Origin of the sequence: Rossellomorea pakistanensis (assembly GCF_016908495.1) — a bacterium.
In the GTDB taxonomy this organism is placed as follows: domain Bacteria; phylum Bacillota; class Bacilli; order Bacillales; family Bacillaceae_B; genus Rossellomorea; species Rossellomorea pakistanensis.
Window position 1 is genome coordinate 1 of record NZ_JAFBDZ010000001.1, and the last position, 16,656, is coordinate 16,656.

A 16,656-nucleotide genomic window follows, 5' to 3' on the forward strand; every position below is an offset into this window, starting at 1 on the left:
GCCCTTATTCCTGTGACTTGATCCAATTCGGGCTTTCATAACTCAGATGAATGCCCTTTTTCCTAAGACTTGATCCAATTCGGGCTTTCATAACTGGGATGAATGCCCTTATTCTTGTGATTTGATCCAATTTGGGCTTTCATAACTCAGATGAATGCCATTTTTCCTAAGACTTGATCCAATTCGGGCTTTCATAACTCAGATGAATGCCCTTTTTCCAGTGACATGACCTAATTCGGGCTTTCATAATTCGGATGAATGCCCTTTTTCCTGTGACTTGATCCAATTCGGGCTTTCATAACTCAGATGAACGCCCTTTTCCAGTGACTCGACTTAATTTGGGCTTTCATGACTTAATTAACGATTTTTTCTTCCAAGTCCACCACAAAAAGCTGCCCAATTTTATGTTAATTGGACTGATAATCTATATGTTATAAACCAGACCAATGCATCTGAGTCGTAAGGGATCCGAATTGTTCATACTCCATACATAGAAGAATTTTTGAGAAGTTCTTCTATACTCAGGTGTTGAGGATCCTGACCTTGATTTTGGGAGAGCCATTCTTTTTATAAGGAATATCAGAATGATAAATTTTGATTTGTTCCTTACATATGAAATGTGTATAAAAACAAAAAGCTGTGCATTACCACATTCAAATCAAGGAAAATGATGATGATGGACTGGGTTGGAATGATTAATCGTATGATTTCTATAGGGAAGTCAAAAAATGAGCTATCTGATAGGAAAAAATGCACTTATCAGACAGCTCCGTCTTTATGAAGCAGGTATTAAACCAAAACAATAATATAAGTAATGATAGAAAGAACAATCGAAGTAATCCCCATAGCAATAAGAGGTTTAAGGGCTTTCGTTCTAAGATCTCGAAGGCTGACGTTAAGCCCAAGCCCAACCATTGCCGCTGTTAAGCACCATGTTGTAATCGAAGAAATTCCATCGATCATATTTTCGGAAATGTGAATGGTATTTCCTAATACATAACTACCGAAAAGACTCATAATAAGGAACCCGATCAGAAACCATGGAAATTCAATTTTATTTTGATTTTCGTCTGAGTTGTTCTTTTTTGCCTTCATCCAATACATGAAGATAAAGCAAAGTGGGACAAGAAGGAACACTCTACCTAATTTCGCCAATAATCCTATTGCAAGTGCTTCTTCGCCTCCTGGGGCAGTTGCTAGGGCTACATGTGCGATCTCATGCAAACTTATACCTGACCAGATCCCATAATCAACGGATGATAATGGTAAGATCGGTCGTAATAGCGTATAGGTTAGAGCAAAAACGGTTCCTACCAATGCAATAATTCCAACACCGATTGCTGTGTCCTCATCTTTTGACTTGATGATGGGTGCTACAGCCGCAATAGCCGCAGCTCCACAAACACCTGTACCAACTCCAAGAAGCAGTGAGATGTTCTTATCTGCCTTGAGTAATTTGGCTAACCATATTGTGACCAATATGGCAAAGATAATGACACCAGCATCTTTAACCAGCAACCCTAGACCCTCATGTAAAACCGTATCAATATTTAACTTTAATCCGTATAAAATGATAGCCAATCTTAGTAAATGTTTTGATGAAAAAGCGATACCTTTCCGAAGTACTTCAGGATATCCCCATATTTGTCGGTATAGGATAGCAATCACGATTGCAGATGCTAACTGGCCAACATGATCAAATCCAGGTGTTTTAGATAATAGGTACCCTAGAAATGAAATGGCAAATGTAAAAAGAATCCCGCCTAACCATTTGAATACCGAAGAAGGCTGTGATTTAGGGCTAGGGGGTTCATTAAGTATAAGTTCCTCACTATTCAAGTTTGTCATTTTCTTTCCCTCCAATATTTCCTTCTTTAATAGAGTAAGATAGAATGATGGATAAGGAAAATAATAATTTCAAATGTTCATCATAAGTAAATTCATATACATGAGGTGAGTTTAATGGATCAGCAGCTTCAAGTATTTGTAACAGTAGTCGAGAAAAAGAATTTTTCACATGCAGCAGAAGAATTACACATGACACAGCCAGCTGTGAGTCAATATGTCAAGTTATTTGAACAAAGATATGGAGTAAAGTTGTTGGAGAGAAGCAATAAGTTTGTCAGATTGAATAAAGCCGGAGAGATCGTCTATCATCATGCAAAAGAAATACTAGCCCTTTACTCAAAAATGAAATATTTAGTAGATGACTTGATCTCTAACGCAGATGGTACTCTTAAAATTGGGGCGAGTTATACTTATGGTGAGTATGAATTACCTCCTATAATTGGGAAGATGCATGAACTTTATCCTTTAATCAAGCCTAATATCTTTATTGGAAATACAACAGAGGTCGTCGAGTTAGTAAAGTCCCACCAACTTGATGTCGGACTAGTGGAAGGAGAAGTGATAGATTCGTCCTTACAGATCGAGCCAATTGCAGAAGATAGGATGTGCATTGTCATGCCTAAGGATCATCATTTAATACAAGGAAGAAAAGAATTAGCATTTTCAGAATTGGCAAATGAAACTTGGATTGTAAGGGAACGGGGGTCAGGAACTAGAAAAGTAGCGGATAAGCTTTTTGATTCATTTGAATACAAACCTGATAAAATTTTAGAATTTGGTAGTATACAATTAATAAAGTCTGCCGTTGAGTCAGGGTTGGGCATTAGTGTATTATCTGAATCAGCCATAAAAAAAGAGCTGTCTGTTGGATCACTAGGATCTATTTATTTAAAAGATTTCATCATTAAGAGAAATTTCTCTATTGTCCTTAATTCACCCTTTCAAACTAAGGCATTGGAGGTTTTCTTGAGTCTATTGAGATAAACGTGATTAAACCGTTAAAAAGTGTCTGGAAGCCAGGTGTTAACATTGAAAAAATCTATGCCCCAGACACTTTAAGTTTATATTTTTATTTTATTAGGAAAGATATTCTCCTTTTAATACCTCAATTTTAACAACACATTTCTAATATCTCCATCTTCCATGATAGTGTCTTTATACTTTTGTGTAATTTCGGTTAGAGCCACATCATGATAGAAAAACTCGGTAAAGAACTTCACTAATGGATTCGATTGGGTTCGGATTGCCTGCCACTTTGAATCTTCAATTCCTGCAAATAAGATCTCTTGTTTATCCACGATCAGGATTCTGCTTCTTTCCAATATCGCATTTGAGTCGGGGATTAGGGTAGATACAGCTGGAATAGAGGTAGAGAGTTTTCCAACCACATGGATGCTTACATCAATGCCTGCCTGATATTTGGACTCTAATAGTGGAAGATAGGTGGTTAAATCATCTGCCCATCCAGAAATATAAATAGAGTGCTGTGCTAGTTGAATTAATTCATTAAGCATTGATTGTATGGATTGATTATCCTTTAATGTCCAAACACGGTCATCTGAGGGTGTTTTTTTTATTTGTGTATTTCTTAATACCTCAAGATTGGATTCAAATTCCGTTTTGAGCTTTTTTATTGTGGCCTCAATAGGAAGTGCAGTATAAAGGCGCTTTTTTTCGACCGTTGTTTCAAGAATCATCCCTTTTTCGATTAAACGATGAAGGACTTCGTAAACTTTTGATCGGGGAACAGTCGAACTCTTCACAATTCCAGTGGCGTCCAATGGTTGGTCTACGGTAATGAGTGATTGGTATACTTGGCTTTCATATTGTGTAAAACCGAATTGTTGAAGCATTTATCATTGACTCCTTGATTATGTATTCATTACTACCATCATAGCATAGTCGATCGTCTTTTTTTAGATGTTGAAATTTATTGTAGTCATCTTTCGGGTATTGTGTTACTATTCTAGTGGTAACATTACAGAAAGGGCGAATGACTATGGATAAGCGTGTCTATTTATTAACGATTGTATCGTTTGTTGTTGGAATGGTTGAATTAATCATCGGTGGAATATTAGATTTAGTTGCTAAAGATTTGGAGGTTAGTCTTGGTGAAGCAGGTTTTCTTATTACTGTGTTTTCACTTGTATTTGCGATTGCAGCTCCAGTTTTATTAACGTTGACTGCGAAGGTTGAACGGAAACGTTTAACATTACTATCCTTAGTGGTCTTTCTTGTCGGAAATGGGATAGCTGTATTTAGTCATACCTATGGTCTATTATTAGTTGCGCGTATCATTTCAGCGGCAAGCGGATCTTTACTTGTTGTATTATGTGTCACAATAGCCTCAAACATCGTATCTGAAAAATACCGGGCGAGAGCAATAGGAATCGTCTTTATGGGAATAAGTGCATCTCTTGTTTTAGGGGTGCCGATTGGATTGATGCTTGGGAATTCTTTCGGGTGGAGAGCACCGTTTATTCTCATTACAATTCTCACATTACTTTCTATGGCAGGAGTGTATTTCTTAATGGATAAAATCGCTCCAAAGCCTTCGATTCCAATGAAAGAACAGTTTCGTACATTAAAAAATCATAAGGTATTATTCGCTCAATTGACTTCATTTTTATTTTTAGCTGGTCATCTTACATTATATGGATACCTAACACCGTTTTTAAAATCTACTCTTGGGCTAGATGGAACTTGGGTGAGTATTGTTTATTTAATCTTTGGAATTGCAGCAGTGGTAGGCGGGGGAGTAGGAGGCATTCTTTCTGATCGTTTTGGGACCAAACCTACTATACTTACAGTGATTGTTGTCTTCGCACTCTCAATCTTTGCGATTCCTTACACGACATTTGCTTTACCAATCTTTTTAGTCGTGATGGTCATTTGGAGTATGCTAAGCTGGGCGATCACCCCTGCGATGCAAAGCTATTTAATTGAGTCGGCACCTGAAAGCGCTGAAATTCAGCAAAGCTTAAATAATTCTGCCCTGCACTTCGGAATTGCTTTTGGCTCATTGGTTGGCGGTATTGTTATTGAAAAGTCCAGTGTCGAATTAAATCCGACTGTCGGTGGTTTGTTTATCGTTTTAGCTTTAGGAACGGCTGTATTCTCTATGGTTAGAAATGAAATGGGGATTTTTTCTTCTTTTGATAAACAAAGAAAAAATGCAGGCTGATTAGAAGTAATATAAAAGGGCTGTCTAAAAAGAGGAACGATCATAGATAGAAGACCCTCATGGATTTCTATCTAAAGTTATGGTTCCAAATTCCTTGGTATTAGGACAGCCCTGTGTTTATTTATTCTTCAAAATGCTAACATATGCATAAATTTAAGATCTCGTGCATTTCTCCTGGGGTTTCATGAGTAAAATAAGATTCTTGTGCATTTCCTAGTCGACTACGTGCATAAAATCAAAAAGATGTGCATTTCGGCTTTTGAGTCAAGGAAATTAATGATTCTCCTTCTCATGGACTGAACGGAAATGAGCAATCGTATGAATTTTAAAGGAAAAACAAAGAATTCATGACAATTTGACCTAAAATCTTCGATCAGTGTAACGCTTTTTCATGTAGCGTAGTAGGAAAATGGGCAGTCCAAAAGAGACAAATCCAGAAAATTTAATAATGAAACGTGATTTATCCTATTTCTAAAGTTATATGATCCGTCTGATAGTAAAAATATTGATTATCAGACAGTCTCAATTTTATTTAAATAATTCAATAAATCTACTCGCCGCTTTTGAAAGATATCTTTCTTTAAGCCAAACGAGTGCTGTTTCGGATTGAAGGGGGGTATCTTTTATATCAAGCACTCTAATACCTTTATTCACTGAAGGGGGGATGGAGGTTTTAGGTAGAATCCCCGCACCAATATTGGAGGCGATTAATGAAAGAAGGATGTTGACATCAGGACATTCGCATAGAATATTTGGTTTCATGTTGATTCGATTAAATTCCTCGATAATGGTTTCGTAAATACCCCCACCTTTGGTTCTATGCATTAACAGCAAGGGAATATTACCGATTTCCTTTAGTGTAATCGATTCTTTAGAATGAAACGTCTCCCAATCATTCGGAATGACAAGCACAAAGGGTTCTTTCCCAATATGAACGATAGATAGATCTTTACTTTCTATTGGTAAACGGATGATGGCAAGCTCAATATCGCGGTTTTCTAAGTGTTTTCTTATTTCATATGGATCACCGCCCCAAATTCTAAAGGATATATTCGGGTAAGCTTTATTGAAATCTTGTATTTTCTGCGGCAAATAAGAAACACAAGATGGAACGACTCCAAATGATAATGAACCCCTAATTCCTTCTGTCACCTCTTTCACTTCAAGAATCGATTCTTCAAATAAGTTTAAGACTTCTTGTGCTTTTTCATAGAAAACTTTTCCTGTTTCTGTTAACTCCATGCTTTTTCCATTACGTTTTCTCTCTAATAAAGTGGTACCAAGTTCTTCTTCCATCAGACGAAGCTGCTGGCTTAAAGGAGGCTGTGACATATGGAGCTTTTCGGCTGCACGTGATATTTGTCCTTCTTCCGCAATAACAAGAAAATAACGTAATTGTCTAATGTCCATTTTGTTCACCTCTATAAATATATATGAAAAAAATATATAAAAGTAATTATATAGATATTTTATGTATGATTATATACATGATACGCTTGTAAAGCAAACATTCAGAAATGCAGTATTTCGTTTCGTTGGAGGAGAAGGAACTTGAACAAACCTAGACTATGGACTAAAAATTTCATTGGCATTTCGATAGCGAATTTTCTTGTTTTTATTACCTTTTATTATTTGTTGGTTACATTACCAATTTATGCTTTACAAGACTTAAATGGAAATGCAATTGAAGCGGGGCTAATTACCACAACGTTTTTAATTGCAGCGATCCTTAGTCGTCCTTTTGCGGGGAGATGGATAGAAAAGGTTGGGAAGTTTCCGATTCTTATGAGTGCATTGCTTACTCTCTGCCTAGCATCTGCACTTTACTTTTTTCCCCATTCGATGACAGCAATGCTCATTTTACGTTTCTGTCACGGAATTGGTTTTGGTATGGCGACAACCGCCATTGGTACGATAGTAGCCGATCTTATCCCCGATTCTCGAAAAGGAGAAGGAATGGGATATTATGGACTGACCATCAATCTCGGAATGGTTATAGGTCCTTTTTTAGGTTTAACGGTTATGCAGCAATTGGGAACCAATGTGATGTTTACCGTAAATGCCATCTGTGCTGTTCTAGCTATTATGGCAGGATTATTGATTAGGCTGCCTAAAAAATCGATAGCTACAAAAATGGCAATGGAACCTAAACGAACTGGGGGCATTAAGAGTTTATTTGAAATGTCTGCTATCCCCATTTCCTTGGTTGCTGCTTTTTTCGGTCTAGTTTATTCATCGATTATTTCCTTTGTTTCCATTTATGCAAAGGAGATAGGATTGGTTGAAGCGGCTAGTTACTTCTTTATTGTTTATGCAGTCGTGCTTTTACTATCAAGACCGTTTACTGGTAAATGGTTTGATCAATATGGAGCCAATGTCATTATTTATCCATCCATTTTATGCTTTGCAATAGGAACCTATTTGTTGAGTGTATCATCGTCAGCTTTTATGTTTCTTTTATCAGCTGCCCTAATCGGTCTTGGATGGGGAACTGCTTTTCCAAGTTTACAAACCATTGCCATACAATTAGCTCCCCCTAAAAAGAGAGCATTAGCCACTGCTACGTACCTATCGATATTTGATTTTGGATTTGGTGTTGGCTCACTTATATTCGGAATGGTTGTAACAGGAATCGGACACAGTGCATTATATTTTTATAGCACCTTTCTTGTATTAATCGGGCTTGCTGTATACTATTTCCTTCATGGGAGAAATAATTTACCCTTAAAAAATAAAGTTCAAGAAGATCAGGTAGCAAGTTAAAGAAGTGATTTTAATCAACATTCGGTCATTTTTCAAGAGAAGACTGAGCAGAGTAGGCTTATTCGAAATTTGAATAGGTCTATTTTGTTTGGTATTAATTAAGACAGTTCAAATTATTATAGTAAACAACAAGATTGTAAACTTACTAATTTTTTGCAGTACTTAACTACACTTGAATTCGCAGATACCGAAGTTGACGAACAGCATTGGTCGAAAAGATATAGCTGGTGGGGATTGTAATAAAAGTGAATAGCATTCTCTCAATTCTTTAACTCAAGTGGTGCTGTCCAAAAAAGGGGTCAGTAACCAATATAATTGTACTAAATAGATATATATAAGTTGTATTTCCTACCGTTTTGACTTTGTGAAAGCCTTTTCAAATGTTTTAGATTTAAGCTATGTACTGAATTCGAGCTAGCCTTTAGGGGCAGCTTTACTGTTATTTTTAATTAGAAGCATTTCTAGATATATTAAAATATGCCCTCTTGGTATATTCTATGGTGTTCGGAGTAACAACAAGGATTCATAGTGAATACCAAGAGGACTAGTAATGAATGCTTATCATTTTTTTATACATTAATAAAGCATTTATATTACCAACGCTAAATGTACCTCGTGCTCACTTTGTTATTCGGTTGGACTATATGAAACGATTCCTTTGATTTTCCATTCTCCATCAACCATCGAAACTAACACATCATCGGGAATCCTATTTTCTGTTCCATTTACTTCCACTTTTGACTCAACACGTATGATATATTCCTTTTCTCCGGTCATTTGTGATTGAAGTTGTATAGGTACATCATTTGTGGACTCGACCTTATCGACGGATAAGATTGAATAGGAATGAACCGTAAATCCCTGTTCGGTTTCCATCTGACGGAAAACTTCAATGATATCCTGTGGTGTTGCACCCAAAAAGTCGATATATTCTTCAGAGAGCAAAACTGTTGACTTTTCATAGTTGCCTTCAGAAAGGTGGCTGTAATACTGATCAACTATTTCTTCGGCCTCTTTACTATCGTTCATTCCGAAACATCCACTACAAACAAGCATGAAACCTAGCAAAATAGAAAATAAAGGTAGTTTTTTCATTAATAGATTCTCCTCCTGATGCTGTTTCCTCTTTGTTTTCTTGAAAAATAGTGCAAACGAACCTCGTCGAAAGCATAGATATGACATTTTGTGGTCGTGAGAGCATAACTAATATATAGAAAAGCTTCCTGCAACGAACCATTCATTTGCTAACGCCAGCGCAATGCAATGAGTAGCCGGCAGCAATCCATATTAGCTACTTGTGAAGTAAATTCTAAGCGTAGGCTATCGGGATTGTATTGAACATCTACTTCTGACGTAACTCCTATAGAATAAATTAATCGCTTAACCTCCTCGATATCTGATGCCTGTGCAGCATACATTAATTTAGCGTCAAATTCCTTAGATTCAGATAGCTTGTTAAGGACTATGCTTGCTTCCTTCATCAATTTTTTAGATTCATTTGCCGAGTGATATAACAGATTTGGATCGACTTCTGGGTATTGGCGAATTGGGTCATAAGTGTTTGGGCGAATGAGGGGATAACCGTTTCGTGAACGATATAAATAATCCATGAACAGGATTTCCTCCTTTGAAACGACATACAATAAACTATATGCACAAATGCTTATCCCAGGGAACGAAAAAAGGATTTAGTTTGTAGTAGAGGGAATAAAGATTCACATGGTAGGGAGGAAATTTATAAATTATGTAGAATGGATATAGATACAGATCGAACTATTTTAGAAGCTTGGATTAAGTTTATATTTAGAGTTTTTTAATTCTAATAATAGAGAAAAGGATGAACATAATGGATAAAAGACCAGAAAAAGATGAATATGCAGAGTATTATTCAACATACGTAAATTTAATTCCAGAAGGAGATATTATACATATTTTAAAGCAGCAAATAGAGGATACGAAGGAATTGCTAAGCGATATTTCAGAGGAACAAGAAAGTTTTAGATACGCACCTGGTAAATGGAGCTTAAAAGAAGTGATTGGCCATATGGCAGACACGGAACGAATTATGGCGTGGCGTCTTCTATGCATTGCTAGAGGAGAAACGGAGTCACTGCCTGGTTTTGATGAGAATAGTTATGTCGAAAATGCTTCATTTGATTTACAATCAATGAATGAACTTCTTGAAAATCTTTATGCAGTCCGATTATCCACCTTACATTTGCTTAAGGGTCTTCGAGAAGAAAAATGGCTGCGTAGAGGAATGGCTAATGGAACTGCTGTGTCTGTTCGAGGTCTAGTGAGTATCATCGCTGGTCATGATCTGCATCACATTAAGATTATTAAGGAACGTTACCTTCAATCTGTCGATTATCCCGCAGTTTAAGCTGAAATAATCTAGTGAAAGGGACATTTTTAATTACTCTTGTGAATAGAAAACAATGTTTGAATGGTTCATTTTAAAGAGTAAACAGCTAATCAAAAAAAGGAAACACACCTGATTACTCATATGGCGTGAAATTAGATTCTTGTGCATTTACAAGTCGATAAGGTGCATAAAATCAAAAAGTTGTGTATCTTGACATTCGAGTCAAGGATAATAATGATTCTCCTTAGCATGGACTGAACTGGAATGAGTAATTGTATGAATTTTAAAGGGAAAACAATGAATTTATGACACTTTTTCGATCAGTGCAAATCTTTTTCATGTAGTGTAGTAGGAAATTGGGATATCTAAATAGAGAGAAATCCAGAAAAATTAAAAATGGAAACGTGATTTATCCTATTTCTAAAATCAAATGATCCGTCGGATAGGTTAAATATCGACTTATAAGAGAGCCCCAAAACCATATAAAAAAGCAACGAAATGGACAGCAGTTAAGTCAGTCGAACTCCTTGTTTTTCCCCTTCAAGTAAACCCGGTGATATAGTAGAACAGTGTAAAATTTTTATCTTGTTATTTGCTAGAAATCGTCCTGTTATATGCCTTTTTCCGTTGATAGGTAGATAGAATGACTCCTCCAACTATAAATAGAGAACCGATTATTTCTACACCTGTAATAGGTTTAGATAATAATATAAAGCCAACAATCATGGCTACAAAAGGCTCTAAATTAGATAGAATGGATGCCTTAGATGCATCAACATGTCGAATGTTATTATTCCACATCAGGGTAGCAATACCGTGTACAACAATGGCAGTTCCCATTAAAAAAGCCCAATCAGCCATATCAACGCTGATTCGTAAGGGAGTGTCCAGGGTAAAAGCAAACGGGATCGATAGTATAAAGCCAACGATATTCGAATATAAAGTTATCGTAAGTGGATCTATTCTATGAGAGAGCAGCCTAGTCATAATAATCATAATAGCAAATGTGACCATCGTAACAACAATCCATATAAGACCTTTGTCAATATGTAAAGAAGAAAGATTCCCTTTTGTCACAACAAAATAGATTCCTATGATGGCAAGAGTAGACCCCGTTAACATGCGTATGGTTATTTTTTCCTTCAAAAATATGGCAGCTAAAAAGCCAGTTATAATTGGAGTCGTGGCTAAAATTAACGCAGATGTTGTTGGGTCAGCCGTTTGTAATCCAACAAAAAAAGACCATTGGTTAATAAATACACCAACAACCCCGAGAAAAAAGATGGCAAGTAAATCTGATTTTTTTAATCGTTTAAAATGTTTTTTATAGGTAGCTAGGCCGATTAAAAATAGTACAATAAACAAAAGCCTTAGTAGTGTTAACAGAGCAGGGGAGAAATCTTGAACTAATATCTTTCCAAATACGAAGTTGCTTCCCCAAACGACTACACAAATAGTCAACCAGAAATATGCTTTTAACATAAATCACCATTTCCTTTATCAAAATGCCAACTGTTTCATTCTATTAATTATTTTTTCTATACTATCATGTCTTGTATTATTATGCTATTAAATCGAATGGTTTGCAGCGAATGAATAAGAAGGGAAACCCTTTATCAAGGAGGAAAAAGCGTTGATTTTAAAATCCATTCATTTTAAAAAGCCCTACAATCAACAGGAATATCCCTTTTTTCTACCTCTATTTCAAAGCTTTCAATCCATGACATTTACAAAACCGGTTACGATTCTTGTCGGTGAAAATGGGACAGGGAAATCAACATTGCTCAGGAGCGTTGCTTATGCTGCAAACTCCATTAGTATTGGTTCTACTGATCAGTATAATGAAATAAAACCATTGGCAAGTTCATTAAAATTAACTTGGAGTATTCGTTCAATGACTGGTTTCTTTTTAAACTCAGAGGACTTTGTCAATTATGTGAAGAGACTGACTGGAATGCGTGAGGAAGCAAAAAGGAATCTAGTTGAAATAGAGAAGGAGTATCAAAATAAATCATTATACGCAAAAAATCTAGCTTCCATGCCACATAACCGTACATTGGGTGAACTAGAGCATTTGTATGAGGATGGATTAGAATTTAGGTCCCATGGGGAAAGGTACTTACATTTTTTTCAGTCTCGATTCAAGCCAAATGGCTTATATATTTTAGATGAGCCTGAAGTACCTTTATCACCAATGAAGCAGCTCACGTTTATCTCTATGTTAAAAGAAATGGTCAATGAAAATGCGCAATTTATTATTGCAACACACTCTCCAATGCTTATGGCGGTCCCGGATGCGGAAATCATTAGTTTGGACACACTTCCACCAGAAAAGACCAGATTTGAGGATTTAGAGCATGTACAAGTAACGAGGTCTTTCTTGGAAAATCCTAACCGGTATTTGCGATATTTGTAGGAGATTGCTTGTTGGAATGGCCTTTTTATGTCGATATCTGAAATGAGGGGGATGAATATGGTTAAGATCTTAATCATGGGTGGAACACAATTTGTTAGTAAAGCATTAGCCCAGTATTTAATAACTAAAGGGCATCAAGTTGATATTTTTACTAGAGGCCACAAGGAGATTGAGTTTAGTGGCATTCATCAACATTTAAAGGGAGATAGGAACTTAACTGAGGATATACGTGAAAATCTTTCTGGAAAAACATATGAATATATATTTGATATAAATGCCTACACCAAAGTTCAAATAAAAAAAGTAGTAGATCATTTAAATCTACGTCAGTTAAAGCGCTATATCTTTTGTAGTTCTGGAGCTGTTTATGCACCCTCAGAAAAGCTGGTTCCTGAGACATTTATAAAAGAAGAGCATCCAATTTGGGGCGCATATGGAGTAAATAAAAAGGAAGCAGAGGATTATTTATTTCACTTGCATAGTGAAATGGATTTTCCGATGACAATCTTTAGGCCATCCTATATATATGGAGGAGGGAATAATCATTACAGAGAATCCTATTTCTTTGACAGAATAGAGAAAGGGTTGTCGATTCCGCTTCCAGAAGGTAATTGTCAGGTACAGTTTGTTCATATATCAGATGTGGTCCGAATGATGGCGAGTGTTTTGTATAACGAACATTCAAATGGGGAGGCCTATAATTTAACCTATTCTGAATCTGTGTCCTGGGAGAATCTTCTAGAAACAGTAGAGAGGGTAATGGAGAAAAAAGCAGTTGATAGAGAAAGGGAAGACTGTTTAAATGGAAGCACTATGGATGTAAAGGAGCGAAAATTTCCATTTCCAAATGTAACCTACCTTCTCGAAAATAATAAAAGCATTGAGCATGGATTGTTCTCTCCTGAAATCGATTTAGTAACAGGTTTAGATGAGGCTTATCAAGATCATATTAAAAGACGAAATACGATATAAAATGATTATTAAGGCTGATACTTTCATCATGTATGCATGAATAAAAAAAGTAACCCATTCTGGAACGCAAATGCAGGAAAGGGTTACTTTTTTATTCTATATGTTTCAAGAGTAGCTTATTCTGCAGCTTGATAGAAATGTTTTAGGATCAAAACCGAGGCTCCAATCGCAGAAGCGTCTTTTCCAAGCTTAGAAAAGACAATTGGGGTGTTTTTCGCTTCTTCTGTTAATCCTCTACTTTTTATGGCTTCTTTAATAGGTTCCAAAATAAAGTCACCTGCTTGCGCTACTCCACCCCCTAAGATAATTCGTTCTGGGTTCACCATATGAATTAAATTCGTGATTCCAATTCCAAGGTATCTACCTGTTTGATTTAGCAGCTCAATGCTAAAGGGATCGCCTTGTTTAGCAGCTTCATGGATCATTGCACCGTCGATACGTTCTAGCTCTCCAGCAACAAGCTCAATCATTTTCGAAGCTCTCCCGGTTTTCAGAGATTTTATCGCATTTTCAGTAATCGCTGGTCCAGCGGCTAATGCCTGTAAACAACCATAATTGCCGCAGCTGCAAAGTGGACCAGATAGATCGATGGTCATATGTCCAATTTCACCAGCAATGAAATGTTCCCCTTGGTATAGTTCCCCGTTTATTGTGATACCCGCTCCAATTCCATTACCGACATTGATTCCAACAAGCGTTGAAACTTGATTTCCATTTCCTATCCATGATTCTCCAAGTGTCATGGTTTTGGCATCGTTTTCAACCTTCACAAGCATCTCAAATTCAGACTCTAATTCAGATTTAATGGGAATATTGTAAGTGTCGAAGAAGGGTGCATACAAGGAAACGCCTGTATCGGTATTAACAATCCCATGCATTCCAACTCCAATGCCTAAGAATGTTCTATTCGAGTGTTCGTTTTTGTTTAATAAATTTGTTATCCCTGTTTTCATTGTTGTTAGTAATTCATTGGCATTTGGCATTTCTAAGGAGATTTTATCAACTGGGAAGCCGTGTAAATTGGTTACTACAAACTTCATCTCAAATTTTCCTACATCAATCCCGATAATGAAAAATTGGTCCGTTCGAATTTCTAGATATGTCGGTTTTCGACCTCCATGGGATTCTCCTTGAGTCGCCTCGAGAACAAATTGGTCGTCGATTAATTCTTTAACAATATTTCCGACAGTAGGGGGGGTGAGCTTTGTTTGTTTCGCAATTTCTGCACGTGAAATCGGGGCTTTTTCCCGTATCATATTTAAGACAATAGAACGATTGAGCGATTTCATTAACTGAAAGCTACCTCGTTTATAATCATTAGACAATATCATATCCTCCGATCGTCTAGTTCAATAGTGCTGGATTAAGAAAATCCTTATTTTCGAATAGGTTTAAGAAAAGAATACACAATAATTCTTTTTCTCTCAATCATTTTCCATGAATTAAGTAAATTAAATTGATTAATAAAAATTCTGAAAATTGTATTGATTCGGGTTTTAGCCCGTGTTAATCTGTATTAAACAAACTTTTTTCAACTTTTCAGAAACGTTTCTACAAAATCACTCATGAGAAGGAGGTTAATTTAGATACTTAATAATTTATTTTAATTAAGTTAAAGGGTGAATTTGAATGGGAGGTCATAGCATGAAGAAGATCTTTGTCTTGTTAATGGTGTTATCCATGATTGGAGCTCTATTTTTAAGTGGATGTCAAAGTGAAAACTCGGGTGGGTCTAAAGATCAAGTGACATTAGATGTAACCGTAAGGTGGGTGACTGCTGCTGACATCATTGAAAATGAAATTGTCCCCGCTTTTGAAAAGGAGAATCCCGATATTAATATTGAAATTCAAAAAAGCTTTAACACAAGTTACACCCAATCACTCCAAGCAGCTGTGAATGGAGGGAATCTTCCAGATATTTTTGCATCCCATCCAAGTCTTCCAGTAAATAAATTATACGATCTGGGTGTTCTCCATAAGCTCGATGATGTAATTGGTGATCGTAAAGATGAATTTGAAGAAGGAACTTGGACAAAGGGAAGCACTGTGATGGAGGATGGGAGCATTTATGCCTTTCCTTTAATGACTGGGCATAAAGACTCCTTCGTGATGTATTACAATAAGGATGTTTTAAAGCAAGCAGGTTTAAGTGAAGAAGATGTTCCGAAATCATGGGAGGAGCTATTGAAGGTTTCAAAAGAAATTACTGAAAAAACAGATGCATACGGTGTTGTCGTCGGTATGAAAACCCCTTGGGTAGCAGAGGGAGCATTAACTCAAATGGCTTCAGCGATTACTCCAGAGGTTATGCCGGCAATCTATTACGACCCAAAAAATGGTGAATATTACTACCACACAAAAGGTACGATTCAATCGATTGAGTTTTTCAAAAAAATGGAAGAGGAAAAAGTGTTACACCCTAATAGTTTAACGTTAGATCCTCCTGAAGCTCCAGCCGTTTTTGCAGGTGGTCAAGCTGCATTCTTATTTGATGGAGCATGGACAGGATCAAATTTAGTAAAGGATGGTTTTGAAAACTTTGGAAGCGCATTGGTCCCAACAAAAGATGGGAAAGAGCAGTACTTAGGGTTCCAAGGAAATTTGGCTGCAGGGCTTCTTGTTAATAAAGAAACAGAACATTATGAAGAGGCAAAAATATTTCTTCAATATTTGATGGATAAAGGGTATGAAGAATTAGTGAAAAATGGATCTCAATTTTCTCCAATTCCAAAAATTAATGAAAAACATAAGCCTGACAACGTAGTAGGAGATACATTCCAATTGCAATTTGATACCTTCATTCCTGCACCGAATCCGGTCGATCAGAATGAAAATGCACCTGCTGTAACAGCTGAAATGAGTGGGAAAGGCCCTCAAGAAACGGTTGGAGATTTACTCGTTGGCTATTTAACAGGACAAATAACGGATTTAGAGGGAGCTTTACAGAAAATGTCTGAAGGTAAGAATAAAGCATTTAAAGAGGCGGTTAAAAAAGTCCAAGAAGATGGCAGCGATATTGATCAATCTGCATGGAAATTTGAAGATTGGAAACCATTCGAGCCTTATGTAAAAAAAGAACAATAGAAATCTTTGGTTGTTTCTACACAA

The 16,656-nt window shown here is 36.5% G+C and carries 14 protein-coding genes; 7 read left to right on the forward strand and 7 right to left on the reverse strand.

From position 1 onward, the window contains the following. Positions 1-789 precede the first annotated feature (789 nt). On the reverse strand, positions 790-1,848 hold the full coding sequence (locus JOC86_RS00005; RefSeq protein ID WP_205167747.1) for a YeiH family protein: 1,059 nt from the start codon (positions 1,846-1,848) through the stop codon (positions 790-792). Positions 1,849-1,962: 114 nt separating this feature from the next. Between JOC86_RS00005 and JOC86_RS00010 the strand changes: the two genes are divergently transcribed. After that, the gene (locus JOC86_RS00010) at positions 1,963-2,832 is read left to right on the forward strand and encodes a LysR family transcriptional regulator (protein WP_205167748.1); all 870 of its coding nucleotides are present in this window, start codon (positions 1,963-1,965) and stop codon (positions 2,830-2,832) included. Between the two features lie 113 nt (positions 2,833-2,945). Here the strand turns inward: JOC86_RS00010 and JOC86_RS00015 are convergent, their stop codons facing one another. Beyond that, positions 2,946-3,701: a TrmB family transcriptional regulator gene (locus JOC86_RS00015; protein WP_205167749.1), complete on the reverse strand. Its 756-nt coding sequence runs from the start codon at positions 3,699-3,701 to the stop codon at positions 2,946-2,948. Positions 3,702-3,847: 146 nt separating this feature from the next. Between JOC86_RS00015 and JOC86_RS00020 the strand changes: the two genes are divergently transcribed. Then, positions 3,848-5,032 carry an MFS transporter gene (locus JOC86_RS00020; protein ID WP_205167750.1) on the forward strand — a complete coding sequence of 395 codons (1,185 nt, stop codon included), beginning with the start codon at positions 3,848-3,850 and terminating at the stop codon, positions 5,030-5,032. 528 nt (positions 5,033-5,560) lie between these two features. Here JOC86_RS00020 and JOC86_RS00025 read toward each other — a convergent pair. After that, the gene (locus tag JOC86_RS00025; protein ID WP_205167751.1) at positions 5,561-6,442 is read right to left on the reverse strand and encodes a LysR family transcriptional regulator; all 882 of its coding nucleotides are present in this window, start codon (positions 6,440-6,442) and stop codon (positions 5,561-5,563) included. Positions 6,443-6,583: 141 nt separating this feature from the next. On the opposite strand from JOC86_RS00025, the gene JOC86_RS00030 reads away from it, so the two are divergent. Then, positions 6,584-7,795 carry an MFS transporter gene (locus tag JOC86_RS00030; protein ID WP_205167752.1) on the forward strand — a complete coding sequence of 404 codons (1,212 nt, stop codon included), beginning with the start codon at positions 6,584-6,586 and terminating at the stop codon, positions 7,793-7,795. Positions 7,796-8,422: 627 nt separating this feature from the next. Here the strand turns inward: JOC86_RS00030 and JOC86_RS00035 are convergent. Beyond that, positions 8,423-8,890, reverse strand: coding sequence for an outer membrane protein assembly factor BamD (locus JOC86_RS00035; RefSeq protein WP_205167753.1), 468 nt, complete (start codon positions 8,888-8,890; stop codon positions 8,423-8,425). Positions 8,891-9,039: 149 nt separating this feature from the next. After that, positions 9,040-9,438, reverse strand: coding sequence for a YuzC family spore coat inner layer protein (locus JOC86_RS00040; protein WP_205167754.1), 399 nt, complete (start codon positions 9,436-9,438; stop codon positions 9,040-9,042). 203 nt (positions 9,439-9,641) lie between these two features. Between JOC86_RS00040 and JOC86_RS00045 the strand changes: the two genes are divergently transcribed. Further along, entirely contained in the window at positions 9,642-10,178 is a 537-nt protein-coding gene (locus JOC86_RS00045; RefSeq protein WP_205167755.1) for a DinB family protein, read from the forward strand. Between the two features lie 570 nt (positions 10,179-10,748). Here JOC86_RS00045 and JOC86_RS00050 read toward each other — a convergent pair. Then, positions 10,749-11,642, reverse strand: coding sequence for a DMT family transporter (locus JOC86_RS00050; protein ID WP_205167756.1), 894 nt, complete (start codon positions 11,640-11,642; stop codon positions 10,749-10,751). Between the two features lie 151 nt (positions 11,643-11,793). Here JOC86_RS00050 and JOC86_RS00055 point away from each other — a divergent pair, with 151 nt between their 5' ends. After that, positions 11,794-12,576, forward strand: coding sequence for an AAA family ATPase (locus JOC86_RS00055; RefSeq protein WP_205167757.1), 783 nt, complete (start codon positions 11,794-11,796; stop codon positions 12,574-12,576). 57 nt (positions 12,577-12,633) lie between these two features. Then, positions 12,634-13,548 carry an NAD-dependent epimerase/dehydratase family protein gene (locus JOC86_RS00060; protein WP_205167758.1) on the forward strand — a complete coding sequence of 305 codons (915 nt, stop codon included), beginning with the start codon at positions 12,634-12,636 and terminating at the stop codon, positions 13,546-13,548. 116 nt (positions 13,549-13,664) lie between these two features. On the opposite strand, the gene JOC86_RS00065 is transcribed toward JOC86_RS00060, so the two are convergent. Then, entirely contained in the window at positions 13,665-14,873 is a 1,209-nt protein-coding gene (locus JOC86_RS00065; protein WP_205167759.1) for an ROK family transcriptional regulator, read from the reverse strand. A gap of 319 nt (positions 14,874-15,192) precedes the next feature. Here JOC86_RS00065 and JOC86_RS00070 point away from each other — a divergent pair, with 319 nt between their 5' ends. Beyond that, positions 15,193-16,632 carry an ABC transporter substrate-binding protein gene (locus JOC86_RS00070; RefSeq protein WP_205167760.1) on the forward strand — a complete coding sequence of 480 codons (1,440 nt, stop codon included), beginning with the start codon at positions 15,193-15,195 and terminating at the stop codon, positions 16,630-16,632. The last annotated feature ends 24 nt before the right edge of the window (positions 16,633-16,656 follow it).

Bases quoted from the DNA above. Each gene is read 5' to 3' on its own strand.
- JOC86_RS00005 (WP_205167747.1), bottom strand. From the start codon at position 1,848: ATGACAAACTTGAATAGTGAGGAACTTATACTTAATGAACCCCCTAGC.
- JOC86_RS00010 (WP_205167748.1), top strand. From the start codon at position 1,963: ATGGATCAGCAGCTTCAAGTATTTGTAACAGTAGTCGAGAAAAAGAAT.
- JOC86_RS00015 (WP_205167749.1), bottom strand. From the start codon at position 3,701: ATGCTTCAACAATTCGGTTTTACACAATATGAAAGCCAAGTATACCAA.
- JOC86_RS00020 (WP_205167750.1), top strand. From the start codon at position 3,848: ATGGATAAGCGTGTCTATTTATTAACGATTGTATCGTTTGTTGTTGGA.
- JOC86_RS00025 (WP_205167751.1), bottom strand. From the start codon at position 6,442: ATGGACATTAGACAATTACGTTATTTTCTTGTTATTGCGGAAGAAGGA.
- JOC86_RS00035 (WP_205167753.1), bottom strand. From the start codon at position 8,890: ATGAAAAAACTACCTTTATTTTCTATTTTGCTAGGTTTCATGCTTGTT.
- JOC86_RS00045 (WP_205167755.1), top strand. From the start codon at position 9,642: ATGGATAAAAGACCAGAAAAAGATGAATATGCAGAGTATTATTCAACA.
- JOC86_RS00050 (WP_205167756.1), bottom strand. From the start codon at position 11,642: ATGTTAAAAGCATATTTCTGGTTGACTATTTGTGTAGTCGTTTGGGGA.
- JOC86_RS00060 (WP_205167758.1), top strand. From the start codon at position 12,634: ATGGTTAAGATCTTAATCATGGGTGGAACACAATTTGTTAGTAAAGCA.
- JOC86_RS00070 (WP_205167760.1), top strand. From the start codon at position 15,193: ATGAAGAAGATCTTTGTCTTGTTAATGGTGTTATCCATGATTGGAGCT.